General features: G+C 72.3%; 15 protein-coding genes. 2 read left to right on the top strand and 13 right to left on the bottom strand.

The window, feature by feature from the left end:
• Positions 1 to 58: 58 nt before the first annotated feature.
• From ACFZB3_RS44120 to ACFZB3_RS44100, 5 genes are read right to left on the bottom strand one after another with little or no spacing between them, the layout of a single operon-like run.
• A complete protein-coding gene (locus ACFZB3_RS44120; protein WP_391388076.1) occupies positions 59 to 613 on the bottom strand; it encodes a carboxymuconolactone decarboxylase family protein in 555 nt (184 codons plus the stop codon).
• 29 nt (positions 614 to 642) lie between these two features.
• Entirely contained in the window at positions 643 to 2,106 is a 1,464-nt protein-coding gene (locus ACFZB3_RS44115) for a carboxylesterase family protein (RefSeq protein ID WP_391388073.1), read from the bottom strand.
• Positions 2,103 to 3,323: an amidohydrolase family protein gene (locus ACFZB3_RS44110; protein ID WP_391388071.1), complete on the bottom strand. Its 1,221-nt coding sequence runs from the start codon at positions 3,321 to 3,323 to the stop codon at positions 2,103 to 2,105. Before ACFZB3_RS44110 ends, ACFZB3_RS44115 begins: the two co-directional genes overlap by 4 nt.
• Positions 3,320 to 4,141 (bottom strand): fumarylacetoacetate hydrolase family protein, encoded by an 822-nt coding sequence (locus tag ACFZB3_RS44105; protein ID WP_391388068.1) that lies wholly within the window; start codon positions 4,139 to 4,141, stop codon positions 3,320 to 3,322. Before ACFZB3_RS44105 ends, ACFZB3_RS44110 begins: the two co-directional genes overlap by 4 nt.
• 7 nt (positions 4,142 to 4,148) lie before the next feature.
• Positions 4,149 to 5,033: a fumarylacetoacetate hydrolase family protein gene (locus tag ACFZB3_RS44100; RefSeq protein ID WP_391388066.1), complete on the bottom strand. Its 885-nt coding sequence runs from the start codon at positions 5,031 to 5,033 to the stop codon at positions 4,149 to 4,151.
• Positions 5,034 to 5,140: 107 nt separating this feature from the next.
• Here ACFZB3_RS44100 and ACFZB3_RS44095 point away from each other — a divergent pair, with 107 nt between their 5' ends.
• The gene (locus ACFZB3_RS44095) at positions 5,141 to 5,893 is read left to right on the top strand and encodes an SDR family oxidoreductase (RefSeq protein WP_391388062.1); all 753 of its coding nucleotides are present in this window, start codon (positions 5,141 to 5,143) and stop codon (positions 5,891 to 5,893) included.
• A gap of 30 nt (positions 5,894 to 5,923) precedes the next feature.
• A complete protein-coding gene (locus ACFZB3_RS44090; RefSeq protein ID WP_391388059.1) occupies positions 5,924 to 6,706 on the top strand; it encodes an SDR family oxidoreductase in 783 nt (260 codons plus the stop codon).
• A gap of 149 nt (positions 6,707 to 6,855) precedes the next feature.
• Here ACFZB3_RS44090 and ACFZB3_RS44085 read toward each other — a convergent pair whose 3' ends face one another.
• The 8 genes from ACFZB3_RS44085 to ACFZB3_RS44050 all read right to left on the bottom strand — a co-directional run bounded on the left by ACFZB3_RS44085 (position 6,856) and on the right by ACFZB3_RS44050 (position 15,777).
• Positions 6,856 to 8,895: a hypothetical protein gene (locus tag ACFZB3_RS44085; RefSeq protein ID WP_391388056.1), complete on the bottom strand. Its 2,040-nt coding sequence runs from the start codon at positions 8,893 to 8,895 to the stop codon at positions 6,856 to 6,858.
• A gap of 131 nt (positions 8,896 to 9,026) precedes the next feature.
• Positions 9,027 to 9,836: an ATP-binding cassette domain-containing protein gene (locus tag ACFZB3_RS44080; protein ID WP_391388053.1), complete on the bottom strand. Its 810-nt coding sequence runs from the start codon at positions 9,834 to 9,836 to the stop codon at positions 9,027 to 9,029.
• Complete coding sequence (locus ACFZB3_RS44075; protein WP_391388051.1) at positions 9,833 to 10,648, bottom strand: ABC transporter permease subunit; 816 nt, start codon at positions 10,646 to 10,648, stop codon at positions 9,833 to 9,835. Before ACFZB3_RS44075 ends, ACFZB3_RS44080 begins: the two co-directional genes overlap by 4 nt.
• Positions 10,645 to 11,424 (bottom strand): ABC transporter permease subunit, encoded by a 780-nt coding sequence (locus ACFZB3_RS44070; protein ID WP_391388048.1) that lies wholly within the window; start codon positions 11,422 to 11,424, stop codon positions 10,645 to 10,647. Before ACFZB3_RS44070 ends, ACFZB3_RS44075 begins: the two co-directional genes overlap by 4 nt.
• Entirely contained in the window at positions 11,421 to 12,428 is a 1,008-nt protein-coding gene (locus tag ACFZB3_RS44065) for an ABC transporter substrate-binding protein (RefSeq protein WP_391388045.1), read from the bottom strand. Before ACFZB3_RS44065 ends, ACFZB3_RS44070 begins: the two co-directional genes overlap by 4 nt.
• Before the next feature lie 25 nt (positions 12,429 to 12,453).
• The gene (locus tag ACFZB3_RS44060) at positions 12,454 to 13,824 is read right to left on the bottom strand and encodes an FAD-binding protein (protein ID WP_391388042.1); all 1,371 of its coding nucleotides are present in this window, start codon (positions 13,822 to 13,824) and stop codon (positions 12,454 to 12,456) included.
• A 209-nt stretch (positions 13,825 to 14,033) separates the two neighbouring features.
• The gene (locus ACFZB3_RS44055) at positions 14,034 to 14,948 is read right to left on the bottom strand and encodes an amidohydrolase family protein (protein WP_391388040.1); all 915 of its coding nucleotides are present in this window, start codon (positions 14,946 to 14,948) and stop codon (positions 14,034 to 14,036) included.
• Positions 14,941 to 15,777, bottom strand: a complete 837-nt coding sequence (locus ACFZB3_RS44050) for an SDR family oxidoreductase (RefSeq protein WP_391388036.1) — start codon at positions 15,775 to 15,777, stop codon at positions 14,941 to 14,943. The genes ACFZB3_RS44055 and ACFZB3_RS44050 overlap by 8 nt, the downstream gene beginning before the upstream one ends.
• Between the last annotated feature and the right edge of the window lie 99 nt (positions 15,778 to 15,876).

Genomic DNA, 15,876 nt, shown 5'->3' with positions numbered 1-15,876 from the left:
CCTCCCGGTCCGTGCCCGGCCCGGTGCCGGGTTCACAGCGGATCCATCGGTGTCGACACTATCCCACTCCGGTATCGCCCAGAACCCCGATCCCCCGCCGTCTGTCGACAGCCGTCTGGGGCTGGACGTCCAGGGCGACCAGGAACCGGGACACCATGTTGTACACCGCCACGGTCGCCGTCAGCTCCGCGAGCCCGGTCTCGTCGAAGTCGGCGCGCAGGGCGTCGAACACCGGGTCCGGGACCCGGACGTCACGGGTCATGGCGTCGGTGAAGGCGACGACCCGCGCGGTGCGTCCCTCGAACTCCGGTCTCTCCTTGCGGATTTCCGCGAGCTGCACGTCACCGAGCCCGGCCCGCCGGGCGTCCGGCTCGTGCGCCGCCCATTCGTACGGCGCCCGGTTGAGGACCGCGATCCGCAGGATGACCAGTTCGCGGAGATCGGCGGGGAGCGACAGCCGCTCCCGTACGGCACCGAGCAGGCTGTTCCAGCCGTCGGCCAGTGGCGGGCTGTGCAGCAGCATCCGGTCGAGCGGATGCAGGCTGCCACCGCGCCGGGCCCGGACGCGGTCGGCGATCTCGCCGCTGCCGTCGGTGCCGGGGAGACGTGCCATGGGGGGTTCCTTCCGTCCGTACGGTCGGGTCAGCCGGGCAGCGGGCGGGGCAGGCGGGCCAGCAGGCGCAGGGCGTCGAGCCGCTGGACCGGCCCGACCGCCGCCCCGCCGGCCCCGAACACCATCGCCCGCTCCCCCGTGAACTCCGGCCAGGCGGGCAGCGTGCCCCCGTTCGGGTCGTGGTCGGTGACGAAGCGGGCCCAGGTGTCGGCCATGGTGCGGGCCAGTTCCCGGTCGGCGTCGGTCCAGGGCCAGGCGCGCGCCGCCAACGTGTCGAGGACGTACGGCAGTTCGGCCGTGTGGTGGACGCCGTAACCGGGCAGTCCGTCGCGGGGCGGGGCGAGGGGCAGGTCCGGTGGCAGGGGCGGGGTCCGGGTGAAGCGGTACATCCAGGTGGGCGCGACCGCCGCGTGCGTCCGCGCCCAGTGCCACACCGGGTGGCCGAACCGGCTCTCGCCGGTGAACCGCCGTGCCGTACGGCGGGCTTCGGCGGCGTCGCGCAGCGGGTACACCGCGTCCGTGCCGGGCTCGACGGGCAGCCGGCGCAGGATGTCCGGCGTGGCGTATACCGAGCCCTCGTCGTCGTTGGTGCCGACGAGCAGCGGCACGGCGTGCTGCCGGGCGGCGGCGAAGACGTCGTCGCTCGGCTCGGTGAGGACCCGGCCGTCCACGACCGGCCCGAAGTGCCCCTTGAGGACGAGTCCGGCGCCGTCCAGGCGGCGCAGTTCGTCGAGGCCACGGTCCGCCGCCCAGCGCAGCCCCTGCTGCCGCGCGGCGAGCCGGCCGGGCAGCGGCCCCTCGGCCCGCCCGACGCCCGCGGCGCTCTGGCCGATCGCCGCGTGGAAGAGGTGCCGGGCGGCCGGCGCGGCCATGAGGTGGCAGACGTGGGCGGCACCGGCGGAGTTGCCGGCGAGGGTGACCCGGCCGGGGTCGCCGCCGAGGGCCGTGATGTTCTCGCGCACCCAGGTGAGGGCGGCGACGATGTCGAGCAGACCGTAGTTGCCGGTGGCGTCCAGGTCGTCCTCGGCGGCGAGTCCGGGGTGGGCCAGGAAGCCGAGGGCGCCGAGCCGGTGGTTGAGGGTGACGAAGACCAGGCCGCGCCGGGCCATCGCACGGCCCTGGTGGATCTCCTGGCCGCCGTGGCCGTAGCGGTTGCCGCCGCCGTGGATCCAGACCAGCACGGGCAGCCGGGCGCCCGGCGCCGGGTCCGGGGTCCACACGTTCAGGTAGAGGCAGTCCTCGCTCATCACCAGCGCCCGCCGGTCGGCGAAGTTGGCGTGGTACATGAGCGAGTCGCGGGGCGGCTGGGGTTGCAGCGGGGCCGGTCCGAAGGTGTCGGCCCGGCGCTCGCCGTCCCAGGGCGCGGCGGGACGCGGGGGCCGCCAGCGGAGTTCGCCGACGGGCGGTTCGGCGAACGGGATGCCGCGGAAGACGGCCACCCCGCCGTCCCGCTCCCCCGCCAGCCGCCCGCCGCGCACACGTGCCCCGGTCATCCGGCCGCCTTGTGCAGCGCGCCGTCCTTCATGATCACCCGCAGCCGGTCGGGGTCCTGGAGGATCCTGATGTCGGCCAGCGGGTCGCCGTCGACGAGCACCAGGTCGGCGAGGTACCCCGCCCGGACGAGCCCCAGCTCCTCCCCCATCCCCATCACCTGGCCGCCGTACCCGGTCGCCGCGCGCAGTGCCTCGGCCGGGGTGAAGCCGAACCAGTCCACGAACAGCTCCAGGTCCCGCAGGTTGCGCCCGACCGGGTTCCAGGCGAACCCGTAGTCGCCGCCGGGGACCACCCTGACCCCCCGCGCCACGAGTTCGGGTACCACCGCGCACACCGCGTCCCGGGTGGCCTCGACCTCCATGCCGGGCTCGGGTTCGCCGCCGGCCTCGTGGAGGTTGGCGTGGATGATGCCGGGGGTCGGCGCGACGAAGATCCGGTCGCGGGCGGCCCGGAGGAGGTCGAGGGCCTCCTCGTCGGCGAAGGTGCAGTGGTATACGGCGCGGATGCCGTGCCGTACGGCCATCCTGACCGACTCCGCGGCATGGGCGTGTGCGGTGAGCCAGACGCCGTGCTTCTCGGCGGCGTGCGCGGCGGCGGCCACCTCCTCGTCGGTGAACTGCACGATCCGGGACGTGCCCTGGACGACGGCGCTCTCGCCGGAGAGGGACAGCTTGACGATGTCGACGCCGAGTCCGGCCATGTCGGCGACGAACCGGGCGACCGAGCCGGGGTCGGAGGCGCGGCCGTCGGTGCCGGGGAAGTCGTAGACACCGGGCTCGACCATGCCCGCGCTGCCCTCCCAGGACGCGGCCTTGAGGCGCGGTCCGGGCATCCAGCCCTCGGCGAAGGCCTTGCGGGCGGCGACCTCCGTGCCGGGCAGCCGGTTGCCGCCGGAGTAGGCGCTGGTGATGCCGTGGTCGAGGAGGACCCGGCCGGCGTGCGCGACCAACAGGGCCTTCTCCTCGGCTGGTTCGTCGCGGCGCCGGGAGAGGTGCTCGACGGTGGAGCCGAAGCCGAGGTGGGTGTGGGCGTCGACGAGTCCGGGGAGCAGGGTGCCGCCGCCTCCGTCGATCACCCGGGCGGCGGCGGCCAGGTCGCGCGGGATGTGCTCGGCGACCGCGGTGACGCGGTTGCCCTCGACCAGGACCTGGGCGGGGAACGGGTCGTGGCCGGTGCCGTCGAAGACGTGGACGTCGGTGAAGAGGGTGCTGGTCATGGGGTCCTCGGCCTCCAGAAGCGGTGCCGCATCTCGCCGACTCCCCCGATTCTGCTGACCAGTTCGTCCTCGGGGGTCAGGAAGCGCTGCGGGATCCGGCGGTTGCCGACGCCCGCCGGGGTCCCGGTGAAGATCAGGTCGCCGGGGAGGAGCGTGCAGAACCGGCTGAGGTGGGCGACCAGCCGGGGAATCGGGAAGATCATGTTCGAGGTGCGGTCGTGCTGGACGGTCTCGCCGTTGAGCTGGCAGGTCAGCTCCAGGTCGTCCGGGTCGTCGAGCTCGTCGAGGCTGACCAGCGCGGGTCCGATCGGACCGAAGCCCGGATAGGACTTCCCGAGCGAGAACTGGGCTGGCCTGCCGGCGAGTTGGCTGATCCGCTCGGAGAGGTCCTGGCCGACGGTGAGCGCGACGACCGGGTCCCAGCCCTTCTCCTCCGGCACCCGGTGGGCCTCGCGGCCGATGACGGCAACCAGTTCCAGCTCCCAGTCGACATGGCCGGTCGGGAGGGTGACCGTGGTGTGCGGACCGGTGAGACAGGTGGCGAACTTGGTGAAGACGAGGGGGACTTCGGGTTCCTCGTAGCCCGCCTCGGTGGTGTGCGGGCGGTAGTTGAGGGCGACGGCGAAGATCTGGCGGGGGGCCGGTACCGGGGGCTCCAGGTCGGCCTCGTCGTAGGGGCGGGCGCCGGTCGCGGCGGCGGACCACAGGCGCAGGTCGTCCCAGCGGGCGAAGGGGTCGGCGGCGAGGGCGGCCGGTACGCCGACGGCGCCGTCCGGGGTCAGCAGGACGGTACGGCCGGCGAGGCGTGCGAGGCGCATCCGGCGATCACACCCAGTGCCCGGCGGGCGGCTCGTCCTCGCCGTACGCCTCTCTCCAGGAGACCACCGGGTTGCGCAGCACGCCCAGGCCCTCGATCTCCGCCTCGACGACGTCCCCGGGCTTGAGGTAGTGGGCGAACGGGTCCTCGGTGCTCGCCGCCACGCCCGCCACGGTGCCGGTGGTGACGAGGTCGCCGGCGCTGTAGGTCTGCGGGGAGTGGTAGGCGACCAGTTGCGGGAGGGAGACCGACATCCGGGCGGTGCTGGACTTCTGGCGCACGTCGCCGTTGACCCTCAGCTCCATGTCCAGGGCGTGCGGGTCGGCGATCTCGTCGGCGGTGACGATGTACGGCCCGAGCGGGCAGAAGGTCTCGATGGCCTTGGAGAAGGAGAAGACCCCCGACTCCATCTCGCGGCGCTGGATGTCCCGCGCGGTGATGTCGTTGAAGATGACGTACCCGGCGATGTGCTCGACGGCCTGTTCCGCGGAGAAGAAGCGGCCCGGCCTGCCGATGACGACGGCGAGTTCGAGTTCGTAGTCGAGTTCCCGGGTGAGGTTCGCCGGGTAGACGATCGGCTCGTCGGGGCCGATGACCGCGTCGACGTTCTGGAAGAAGACGATCCCCTTGTTGACCGGGTGGGACCAGTCCACGCGGGCCAGGTCCTCGTGGTGCTCACGGAAGTTGCCGGCGGTGTGGAAGAACTTCTTCGGCACGATCGGCGCGCGCAGCCGGACCTGGGCGAGCGCGAACGTCCTTCCCGTCTCAACGACTTGCCCCTCCCGCTCGAACCAGGCGCGGGTGGAGGGCACTTCCAGTTCCACGACGGTGTCTCCGTCGAGCCGGCCCACCAGTCCGTCGTCCCGGCCGTCGGAGAACGTCACCAGTTTCATCAGACCTCCCTCAACTGTCGACAGACAGCCTGTCCCGAGCCGTTCCGGCCGTCAATAGGTGCGCAAAGTGTGGACACAAATCGGCACGGTGACCTACCGTCCGAGGCATGCGGACGACATGGGACTTCACGGGGAGCCGGGCACTGGTCGCCGGGGCCGGCGGGATCGGCGCGGCGGTCGCGGGAGAGTTCGCACGGGCGGGAGCGGCGGTGGTCGTCCTGGACGTGGACGAGGACCGGCTGGACCGGCTGGACCGGCTGGTGGGGCCCGGCCCCGTCAAGGGGCTGTCCGCCGACCTGACATCGGCGGACGCCTGCCGGGTCGCGGTCGACAACGCGGTGGAACTGCTCGGCGGTATCGACGTGTTCGTGCACGCGGTGGGGGTGAACGACCGGCGGCCGGTGCTGGACACCCCGGACGAGGTGTGGGAGCGGATCACCGCGGTCAACCTCGACAGCGCGTTCTGGCTGGGGCGGGCCGTGGGTGGGGTCATGGTGGCCGCCGGACACGGCCGGATCGTCTATCTGTCCTCCGTCTCGGGGCGGCTCGCCCACGCGGACCACGCGCCGTACGCCGCGACCAAGGGCGGTGTCGACCAGTTGATGCGGGTCATGGCCCGCGAGTGGGCGGCGAGCGGGGTCACCGTCAACGCGGTCGCGCCCGGCTACACCGAGACCGACCTCACGCGTGCGTACCTCGCCGGGGCGGGGGTCCGGGCGTCGCTGGAGTCCCTGGTTCCGGCGGGACGGCTGGGTGTACCGGCCGATCTGACCGGGCCCGTCCTCTTCCTCGCGTCCGACGCCGCGGCGTTCGTCACCGGGCAGGTGCTGTACGTCGACGGCGGCCGGACGCTCGTCTGAATTCCCGTCCACGATGGCTCTGGAGGCCGTATGACCGCCGTGTTCGAACGTTTCGCCGGGAAGACCGTGCTCGTCACCGGTGCCGGCACCGGGTTCGGTGCGGAGATCGCCGTGCGGGCGGCGCGGGAGGGGGCCGACGTCGCCGTCCACTACCGCGGTTCCCGCGCGGGGGCCGAGGCCACGGCCGAGCGCGTGACCGCGCTCGGCCGCAAGGCGCTCGTCGTCCGGGCCGACATCTCCGAGCACGCCCAGATCACCCGGCTCGCGGAGGAGGTGTGGGCGCACTTCGGGCGGCTGGACGTGGCGGTCAACAACGTGGGGGACGTCGCGCGTGAGCAGATGTCCTGGCGGGACGTCACGGAGGAGTCGGTCGACCATGTGCTCGCCGTGGACATCAAGGGGACGCTGCTGTGCACCCACGAGTTCGGCGGGCGGATGCTGGAGCAGGAAGGGGGTGGGGCGATCGTGAACATCGGGTCGACGGTGGTGGTGCGGGGCAGTGCGCGGGCGCCGCAGTACGCGGCTGCGAAGTACGGGATCATCGGCCTGACCAAGTCCTATGCGCACGCGTTCGCGCCGCGGGTGCGGGTGAACGTCTTCGCGCCGGGGTTCATCGAGACGGCGGCGACGCTGGGGCGGGAGGACTGGAAGAGCGGGCGGGGGGATGCGCTCAGGGCGGCCACGCCGCTCGGCCGGATACCCGGGCCCGAGGAACTGGCGGGAGCTGCGCTGTTTCTGGCGACCGAGGATGCCGGGCACATCACCGGGGGCTTCCTGGTGGCTGACGGGGGATACAACATGATTGGGGCGTAAGGGTGGTACGCCGGGTGCGGGTCGTGTGTGGCTGGTCGCGCAGTTCCCCGCGCCCCTAGGACGTTGCCCAGCCCCTTGTTTGAAAGCTCCGGCCCCCGGGATTCGGTTCGCATCCATACCCGGGGGCCGGTTCACTTCTGTTGGTCTGCTTACGACACCGTCAAGGCGAGGGCGCCGGTGTAGCTGCTCCCCGGCTCGATGTCGGTCTCCGTGCCGTCGACCGTCAGGGTCACCGTCCTGTCGTTCGGGGCCGTGATCGACGCGGTCGAGGCCAGGGTGAGGGCGCTGAGGTACGACGTGCCCGTCACCGTCCAGGTCGAGGACTCGCCCAGGGTCACCAGGACGCCGTTGTTGACCACCGCGCCCGGGGTGTTGGTGACCTCGCTGATCTCGCGGTACTCCGTCCTGGTGATGGTGGAGACGCTGTGCATGGCCGTGCTCGCCGAGATCACGCCCTCGACCGTGGTGCGGGTGAAGGAGAGGGCGAGGTTCTGGCCCTGGAGGCTCGCGTTGCCGCCGCCCCGGACCGAGTTGTAGAAGTCGCCGGTCAGGGCGATGTCGGTGAAGGTGCCCTTGGCGTCGGTGGACTGGGAGGTGGTCGGGTCCCAGCTGGACGACTTGGCCGGGGAGCCGGTTGGTTCGGTGTAGGTGCCGGTCGTCTCGCTGGACCAGGGCTTGCCCGACACCGTGACGCTGCTCGGGCGGTCGGTGTCCATCAGCTGGAAGAGGACGCCGTTGCCGGTGGTGATCGTGGCGCCGTCGGAGCCGTCGACGGTGACGGTGCCCGCGACCGCCTTGCACATGAAGGTGGTCTCGCCGGTGCTGACCTGGGTGCCGCCGTCGATCGCGACCGATCCCGCCGCGTACCACATGACCATGAACCGGCCGGCGTCGATGGTGGTCGACTGGACGGGGAGGTCGTCCAGTTCGGCCGAGGTGAGGCCGAGGGAGAGGGAGTCGTTGAGGTCCGAGACCGCGTCCTTGGTGCTGTCGCCGTAGTGCGCCGAGGCGCCCCAGTGGATGAGGGCGTAGTCGCCGACGTCGAAGGTGCAGCCGAGGAAGTGCTCGGTCACGTTGCCGATGGCGTAGCTGCCGTAGCCCTGGCCGCCGGTGTTGGCGATGGTGCTGTTGATGGCGGTGAGGGTGCAGTAGCTGCCGCCGTCGACCGACAGGGCGCCCCACTTCTCCGAGGAGACGGAGGAGTTGATGTACGTCGCCTTGGTACTGGCGCCGAGCAGGTTGGTGGCGCGGACGTTGCCGGAGATGCCCAGCATCCACGGCACGGTGATCATGTAGCGGGTGTCTCCGGTGCCGGCCGCCGGGTACTCGGCGGGGACGACGCCGTCGGCGCACTTGATGGTGGAGTTCTTGACGATCACGTTGGCCGTCGCGTCGGCGATGACCGCCGTACGGACCACGCCCACGTTGCTGATGTTCGCGCCGTCCAGGACGAGGGTGGTGCCCGAGCCGGTGCCGACCACGGCGGCGCCGTAGCCGACGAAGTCGCAGCGGCCGTTTCCGTCGAAGGCGATGGTCGGGTCGGTGAGGGTGTAGCTGCCGCCACCGGCGACGTAGACGCCGTTGAAGGCCTCGCCGTCGGAGAGCAGCGTGATGTCCGAGGCCCCGGTGTCGGTGACGGTGCCGTCCAGCACGTCGGAGGGGACGGACTTGTCCTCGTCGACGCCGTCGGCGTCGACGTAGATGGCCTGCCGGAAGGGGAAGGTGAGGGTGGAGTAGGCGACGTCGGTGGCCTCGGCGACGTTCAGGACGACGGTGCCGGTGTAGGTGCCGGCCGCGATGGCGGTGGCGACGCCGCCGTATCCGTCGGTGAGCGCGGCGAGTTCGCTGCCGGTCTCCACGCCGTTGACGGTGAGGCTGAGGCTGTAGCCGTCGTCGACGGTGATGACACCGCCCTCCTCGATCACCAGTTCGGTCGCGGTGGTGGTCTCGGTGAGGGTGAGGGTCTCGTCGGAGCCGACGGTGATCGTGGTCTCGTCGGCCTTCTTGGGCTTCCTCGCCTTCTTCGCTCCGGCGGCCTGTGCGGTGGCGGGGGCGAGCAGGGCGGGGGCGAGGGCGGCGGCCACCGCGACGATGAGGGCGCGGGGGCGGGCCCGGTTGGCGACGGGCCGGTCGAGCAGGCCGGTGGCGGCTGAAGTGGTCTCCTGCTCGGTCCTGTCGGTGGGCAGCACTGTGGACTCCTTTGTCTTCCGGTGTCGGGGGCAGGGGGCATCGCCGGTCGGCGACACGGGGAGGCGCGGGCAGGGGTGAGCCGGGCGTGGCGCCCGCGGGCGCACGCCCCCCTGCTCGGTGATGCGGTGGGTCAGTTGCGGGCCGGCTCGGCGTCCTGGTCGAGGCGCTCGCCGCGGATCCGGGCCAGCACTCTGGTGCGCAGTTCCGCGAAGCGCGGGTCGGCGCGGGTGGTGAGCTGGTCGCGGTCGGTGCCGAACGGCACGGTCAGGGTGTCGAGTACGGCCGTCGGGCGGCCGCCGAGCACGATGACTCGGTCGCCGAGGTAGACGGACTCGTCGATGTCGTGGGTGACCACGACGACGGTGATGCCGAGGCCGCGGCGCAGCTGGAGGGTGAGGTCCTCCAGGTCGAAGCGGGACTGGGCGTCGACCGAGCCGAACGGCTCGTCCATGAGCAGTACGGGCGCGTCGTAGGCGAGGCCGCGGGCGATGGCGACGCGCTGCTGCATGCCGCCGGAGAGCTGCCAGGGGTACTTGTCGCCGGCGTCCGCGAGGCCGACGGCGTCCAGGCACTCAAGGGCGGTCGCCCTCCGAGCCGCCTTTCTCACGCCCCGCCCCTGGAGGGGGAAGGCCACGTTGTCCCAGGCCCGCATCCAGGGCAGCAGGGAGCCCCGGTAGTCCTGGGAGACCACGGCGATGTCGGCGTGCGGCCCGGTCAGGCGCTGGTCGCCGTAGCGGACGGTGCCGGAGGTGGGCGGGGTGAGTCCGGCCAGGCAGCGCAGCAGGGTGGTCTTGCCGGCGCCGGAGGGGCCCACGACGCAGACGGATTCCCCCGGGTCCACCCGCAGGTTCAACCCGGCGAGCACCCGGTGCTCCTGCGGGCCGCCCTGGCCGAAGGTCATGCAGAGGTCCTCGACGTGGAGGGCGGATCCGCGGGTCATACGACCACTCCGTTGCTCTTCTTCGGGGCGGACACGGTGGGCAGGGATCGGCGCGTTCCGGGCGCCCGCTGGTGGTACCAGCCCAGCAGGGCGTGCTCGCCGAGCAGGAGCAGCACGCTCAGGCCGTAGCCGAGGACGCCGATGAGGAGGGTGCCGGCCCAGGTCTCGGCGACGTGGAAGCTCGATCCGCTCTGCAGGATGAAGTTGCCGAGGCCGATCGGAGAGCCGTAGATCTCGCTGACGACCATGAGGACGACGGCGACGGACAGGGCGACCCGGATGCCGGCGAAGATCTGCGGCAGGGCGCCCGGCAGGACCACCCGGCGGAGCTGGAGGTGCCAGGGGATCCGGTAGCCGCGGGCCGTCTCGTGCACGGCGGGGTTGATCTGCCCCACCCCGGCCACGGTGTTGAGCAGGACCGGCCAGAGCGAGCCCAGGAAGATCAGGAAGACCTTGGGGCCGGAGCCGATGCCGAGGGTGAGGATGATGACCGGCACGAAGCCGACGGTCGGGGTGGCGCGGGCGAAGTCGAGGAGCGGGCCGAGGGCCAGGCGCAGGGTGCGGACCTCGCCGATGACCAGGCCCGCGGCGACGCCGACGACGGTGGCGAGGGCCAGGCCGAGGACGATGTTGCGGAGGCTGAACCAGAGGTCGTCGAGGAGGCCGCCGCCCGCGAGCTGGTCCCACAGGGTGTGCAGGACCGTGGTCAGGGGCGGGAAGTAGAAGCTGGTGCTGCCCGCGGTGGAGAGCAGCAGGATCACGAACACCAGTGCGGGGAGCCAGAGTTGGCGTATCGCCGCACGGCCGGTCATGCCGCCTCACCCGCCCTGGCCGGGGGCCGCCCGCGCAGTAGCCGGCGTTCGGCGTACTGGGCGAGCAGGGTGATCGAGTAGCCGATCGTGCCCGCCGTGAGGATGTAGGCGTAGGCCCGGTCCGAGGCGCCGCCCTGCTGCGACTCCATGATCATGTGGCCGATGCCGGGGAGGGTGGTGAGCACCTCCACGCCGATGGCGACCAGCACGGAGGTGGTCGCGGCGAGCCGCAGTCCGGTCATCACGGAGGGCACGGCGCCGGGCAGGATCACCCGGCGGAAGCGCAGCAGGCGCGGGATGCGGTAGCTCCGTACGGTCTCGTGCACGGCCGGGGTCACGCTGCGGGCGCCGTACTGGGACTGGAGCAGGATCGGGAAGACGCAGGCGATGAAGACGACCGTGGCCTTCATGCCCGGGGTCGAGCCGAGGACCAGCAGGAACACCGGGAGCAGGGCGATGACCGGGAAGGAGCGCAGGATCTCCACCAGCAGCCGGGAGGACTCCTCGGCCGCCGCGTACACCCCGGTGACCAGGCCGACCGGGATGCCGACGGCGACGGCCGCCGCGAGGCCGAGGAGCGCGCCGTCCAGGGTGTCACCGACGGCCTGCCAGTAGGTCCCGCTGCCCAGCAGGTCGCCGAGGGCGCCGGCGACCGCGGCGGGTCCCGGCAGCGCCGTCGCGCTCACCGCGCCCGCCGCCGTGACGAGTGCCCACAGCGCCAGCACGCAGACCAGCGCGCCGAGTTGGAGGAGGCGGACCTTCACGAGGTCCTTCACGAGGTCACCACGGGGGCCTGGTCCCAGTACACGTCGTCGTCCTTGGGCTCGTTGTCGAGCAGACCGAACTCGTGCATCTTCGTGATCACCGTGCGCATCATCGTGCTGTTCAGGTTCTTGTCGTAGTAGTTGGTGTCGTGCGCGTCGATGAAACCGGCGTCGACCTGCGTGTACTTCTTGTCGATCGCCTTGACGGCGGCCGGGTGCGCGTCGGCGTAGGTGATGGCCCTGGCGACGGCGTCGATGAACTTCTTGGCGGTGTCGCCGTTGGCCGACAGGTACTTCTGGCCGGCGAAGAGCAGGCCCTGGACCATGCCGGGCAGGTCGTTCATGCCGTTGCCGATGGCGTGCAGTCCGCTGTCCTTGCCGGCGAAGTAGAACGGGCCGAAGGAGTACACCGCGTCCGTCTTCCCGGACTTGGCGGCGTCCGTGAGCGACGTCGTGGGCAGGGCCACGAACTTGATCTTCGAGGGGTCGCCGCCGGCCTGCTGGGTCAGGTACTCGCAGATGAACTGGAGGGTGCCGCCGAGCGCGGACAGGCCGACGGTCCTGCCCTCCAGGTCCTTGAAGGACGTGATGTCGCTGCCCTTCTTCACCAGGAGTCCGTCGGTGGGGTCGGTCTTCGTCGTCGCGGACTGCAGGCCGGTGACGATCCGGATCCCCATGCCCGAGGCCACGCCCTTGAGGAAGCCGGAGCTGTCCGTCATCGCGAACTGGGCCTCGCCGCTGAGGACGGAGGGCGCGTTCTGCGAGGTGTCCTGGGCGCCGGCCTTGATGGTGACGTCCAGGCCCGCGTCCTCGAAGTAGCCCTGCTGCTCGGCTATGTAGAGCGGCTCGAAGACGGCGCCGTTGGAGCGCAGCACGGTGATCTTCACCTTGCCGTCGGCGGTCTGCGTGCCGGCCGCCGAGTCGCCGCCGCAGGCGGTGGCCGTCAGGGACGCGGTGGCGGCCAGGGCGGTGAGCAGGACGAGGGCGCGGCGCCGCGGGATTCTCGAAGTGTGCATGGAACGGCTCTCCTTGAGATGAAGGTCAGTGCATCCGCGCGGGGCCCGCGGCGGCGTAGGCGGTGGTCGACTCGGCGGGGGTCAGGTAGGTGCGGAACAGGCCGTCGGGGTCGTACACGGCGCGGATCTCCTCCAGACGGGCCGCGTGGGCGGGGCTCAGCCCGTGGTCGAAGCGGTCCGCGAGGTTGTTGTCGGAGAACTGCAGCCCCTTCGACAGGTGCTGGATCGCGGCGAGTTCACCGTGCGCCCACCGCTCGTGGCGGAGGTCCTCGGCGGGGTCCGTCCAGCCCGCGTTGGGCGAGAGGTAGAGCTTGGCCTGGCTGGACCAGCAGGCGTCGGGGCGTTCCGGGAAGCCGCCCCACAGCATCCACAGGACGTGGCTGGTGGTGTCCGGGACCGCGTCGAACAGCGGCCGGGCCGCGGCCAGCACCTTGTCGACCGGCTCGTCGGTCCAGATCCCGTCGAGGGCCCAGCGCATCCCGGCCGGGGTCATCCGGTCGGCGTGCCCGTACAGCTCGGCCATGCTCGTCCCGGCGCTCACGACCGCGCGCAGCGCTTCGGCCCGGAAGGGCGCGGTCTCCAGCGGCGCGAGCGGGTCGGAGTGGTCGTCCTGGGCGAAGGCGGTCGCGGTGACCGACACGGTGGGCCGGCCGAGGCCTTCCACGAAGCCGACCTTGGCCGAGAACTCCACCTCCCTCGGGAGCAGTTCGAGCATGTCGTACGCCCAGGCCAGCACCTCGTCGCGGAGGCGGAGCGGGTAGCTGTGGACGGTGCGCAGCAGCCGCTTCGGGGCCGGGTGCAGGGCGAGGTGGAAGCGGGTGACGACGCCGAAGAAGCCGGGGCCGCTGCCGCGCGCCGCCCACAGCAGGGCGGGGTGGTTCGCGTCGGTGGCGTGCACCAGGGTGCCGTCGGCGAGGACGACGTCCACGGCCCGGATGCTCAGGCAGGCCGGGCCGAGGTGGCGGGAGTCCCAGCCGTAGCCGCCGCCGAGCAGGAAGCCGCCGAGGCCGACGGTCGGGGCGTGGCCCGTGGGGAAGAACAGGCCGTGCGGGGCGGCGGCTTCGAGCAGGGCCGGTCCGGTGGCCGCCGGCTGCACGGTCGCCGTGCGGGTGGCCGGGTCGACGGTCACCTCCGTCAGACGCGAGAGGTCGAGCAGCATCCCGCCGTCGCGGACGCCGTTGCCGACCCAGCTGTGGCCGCCGGAGCGGATGCCGACCCGCCATCCCTCGGCGCGGGCCAGCCGGACGGCCGCGACGACGTCCGGCTCGCTCTCCGCGAGCGCGATGGCGTCGGGGTGGCGGTCGGGCTTGCGTTCGTTCCAGACGGCGTCGAGACGGGCCCGTTCGTAGGCCGCGTCGCCGCGCCGGATGAGGGTGCCCTGGGGCAGCTGCTGCATGGCCGTCTCCTCGCGGGTTTCATCCGGGACCATACTGTCGACACTTTTGGGCTTCAAGACATCTGCGTTCGGAATATCTGGCATCTCTGGCGACACTAGGCGCGGTGCCGGGGAGGCCGGAAAGACGGGTCGTCGGACGGGTGCGGCGCCGTGGGAGCTGGTCGCGCAGTTCCCCGCGCCCCCTTGGGGCGCGTCACCCGCGGGCGCTTTCATGAGATCGCCTCGAAGTCGAAGAGTTCGGCCGGGTTGTCCACCAGGAGTCGTTGCAGGTGGGCCGGGTCGGGGGCGATGTGTTCGAGGAGGTCGGCCAGGAGGCCGTCGTCCGGGGCGGTGCCCGTGATGTTGACGTGCGGGTAGTCGGTGCCCCACACGACCCGTTCGGGGGCGTACGCCACCAGGGACGCGGCGAGCTCCACGGCGTCGGCGTACGGCGGCCCCTGGGCGGAGACGCGGTCGACCCCGCTGACCTTGACCCACACCGCGCCCGTGTCGAGCAGCGCGCGCAGGCAGCGCACCGCCGGGCCGTCCCGGCCGGCGCCGAGGTCGACCCGGCCCATGTGGTCGATCACCACCCGGCCGGGCAGGGCGCGTACGAGGTGCGCGAGGCCCGGCAGGTCCTCGCCCCGCACATGGAGCTGGGCGGCCCAGCCGAGGCCCGCCACGCGGTCCAGCACGGCGTCGATCTCCGCGTTCGTGGGCCGGCTGCGCAGATGGGGCAGGAAGTTGAGGCGGAAGGCCCGCACCCCTGCCCGGTGCAGTTCCTCGGCCTCGGCCCGGCCGGTCGCCTCGCCGATCAGGGCCACCCCCCGGAGCCGCCCCGACCCGGCCGCGAGGGCGTCGAGCAGGACCCGGTGGTCGTGGCCGTGGCAGGACGACTGCACGACCACCGCTCTGGTCAGGCCCAGGTGGGCGTGCAGGGCCCGGAGTTGCTCCTTGGGGGCGTCCGTTGGGGTGAAGGTGCGCTCCGGTGCGTACGGGAAGACGTCGGCGGGGCCGAGGACATGGCAGTGGGCGTCGCAACTGCCCGGCGGCAGGCGGAGCTTCGGCACCCGGGGCGCCGGATGCGGAGGCGGGCAGCCCGGCGAGGGCACCCGGGAGGGGGCGGCAGCGGCGGGGTCAGTCACAGCGCGCCGTCATTCCGCCGTCGACGACGATCTCGGTGCCGGTGACGAAGCGCGCCTCGTCCGAGGCGAGGAACAGCGCAGCGTACGCCGTGTCCCGCCCGTCCCCCATGAAGCCGAGCGGGATCCGGGCCCGGCGCTGGGCGAGCAGCTTCGCCACGTCGCCGCCCGTCCGCTGCCCGGCCAGCCGGGCCTCGACCATCGGGGTGTGGAGCTGCCCGGGGACGACGGTGTTGACGCGGATGCCGTGCGGCGCGTACTCGACGGCCGTCACCCTGGAGAGCTGGATGACCGCCGCCTTGGCCGCCGCGTACCCGACCTGCGCGGCCCCGGTCCAGCGCAGCCCGGAGCAGGAGGCGGTGTTGACGATCGCCCCTCCCCCGCCCCGCCGCATGACCGGGATGACGTGCTTGCAGGCGAGGAAGGCACTGGTCAGGTTGGTCCGCAGCTGGCTCTCCCAGTCGGCGAGGCCCAGCTCCACGGCTCCGCCCGGCCGGGAGCCGCCCACGTTGTTGACGAGGATGTCGATGCGGCCGGTCCGGGCGGCCGCCTCGGTGAAGTAGGCCTGGACGGCGTCGGGTTCGGTGACGTCCAGGAGGTCGGTGCGGGCGGTGCCGCCCTCGGCGCGGATCTGGTCCGCGGTGACCTGCAGCGCGTCCGTGTCCCGGTCGGTCAGCAGAACGGTGGCGCCCTCGCGGGCGAAGAGCACGGCGGCGGCACGGCCGTTGCCCCAGCCCGGGCCGGCACTGCCGGCGCCGCCGATGACGGCGACCTTGCCGGCGAGCCGCCCGGAACGGGCCCGGGGCGGGTGTTCTGGCGAGTCCTGAAGCACAGGAGCCTCCCTGCGTGGGGGTTCGGAGCCTGCCGACAGTCATAGCCAAGTGTCGACACAAAGTAAACATGAGACCTTCAGCGCGGGGTTTCTCGGCAT

The organism is Streptomyces sp. NPDC008092 (genome assembly GCF_042957285.1).
Lineage (GTDB): Bacteria > Actinomycetota > Actinomycetes > Streptomycetales > Streptomycetaceae > Streptomyces.
Note: the sequence above shows the minus strand (reverse complement) of the source record. Positions and strands in the feature narration are given on the sequence as shown.

Coding starts and splice junctions, on each gene's coding strand:
- ACFZB3_RS44120 (WP_391388076.1), bottom strand. CDS start 613: ATGGCACGTCTCCCCGGCACCGACGGCAGCGGCGAGATCGCCGACCGC.
- ACFZB3_RS44115 (WP_391388073.1), bottom strand. CDS start 2,106: ATGACCGGGGCACGTGTGCGCGGCGGGCGGCTGGCGGGGGAGCGGGAC.
- ACFZB3_RS44110 (WP_391388071.1), bottom strand. CDS start 3,323: ATGACCAGCACCCTCTTCACCGACGTCCACGTCTTCGACGGCACCGGC.
- ACFZB3_RS44105 (WP_391388068.1), bottom strand. CDS start 4,141: ATGCGCCTCGCACGCCTCGCCGGCCGTACCGTCCTGCTGACCCCGGAC.
- ACFZB3_RS44100 (WP_391388066.1), bottom strand. CDS start 5,033: ATGAAACTGGTGACGTTCTCCGACGGCCGGGACGACGGACTGGTGGGC.
- ACFZB3_RS44095 (WP_391388062.1), top strand. CDS start 5,141: ATGCGGACGACATGGGACTTCACGGGGAGCCGGGCACTGGTCGCCGGG.
- ACFZB3_RS44090 (WP_391388059.1), top strand. CDS start 5,924: ATGACCGCCGTGTTCGAACGTTTCGCCGGGAAGACCGTGCTCGTCACC.
- ACFZB3_RS44080 (WP_391388053.1), bottom strand. CDS start 9,836: ATGACCCGCGGATCCGCCCTCCACGTCGAGGACCTCTGCATGACCTTC.
- ACFZB3_RS44075 (WP_391388051.1), bottom strand. CDS start 10,648: ATGACCGGCCGTGCGGCGATACGCCAACTCTGGCTCCCCGCACTGGTG.
- ACFZB3_RS44065 (WP_391388045.1), bottom strand. CDS start 12,428: ATGCACACTTCGAGAATCCCGCGGCGCCGCGCCCTCGTCCTGCTCACC.
- ACFZB3_RS44060 (WP_391388042.1), bottom strand. CDS start 13,824: ATGCAGCAGCTGCCCCAGGGCACCCTCATCCGGCGCGGCGACGCGGCC.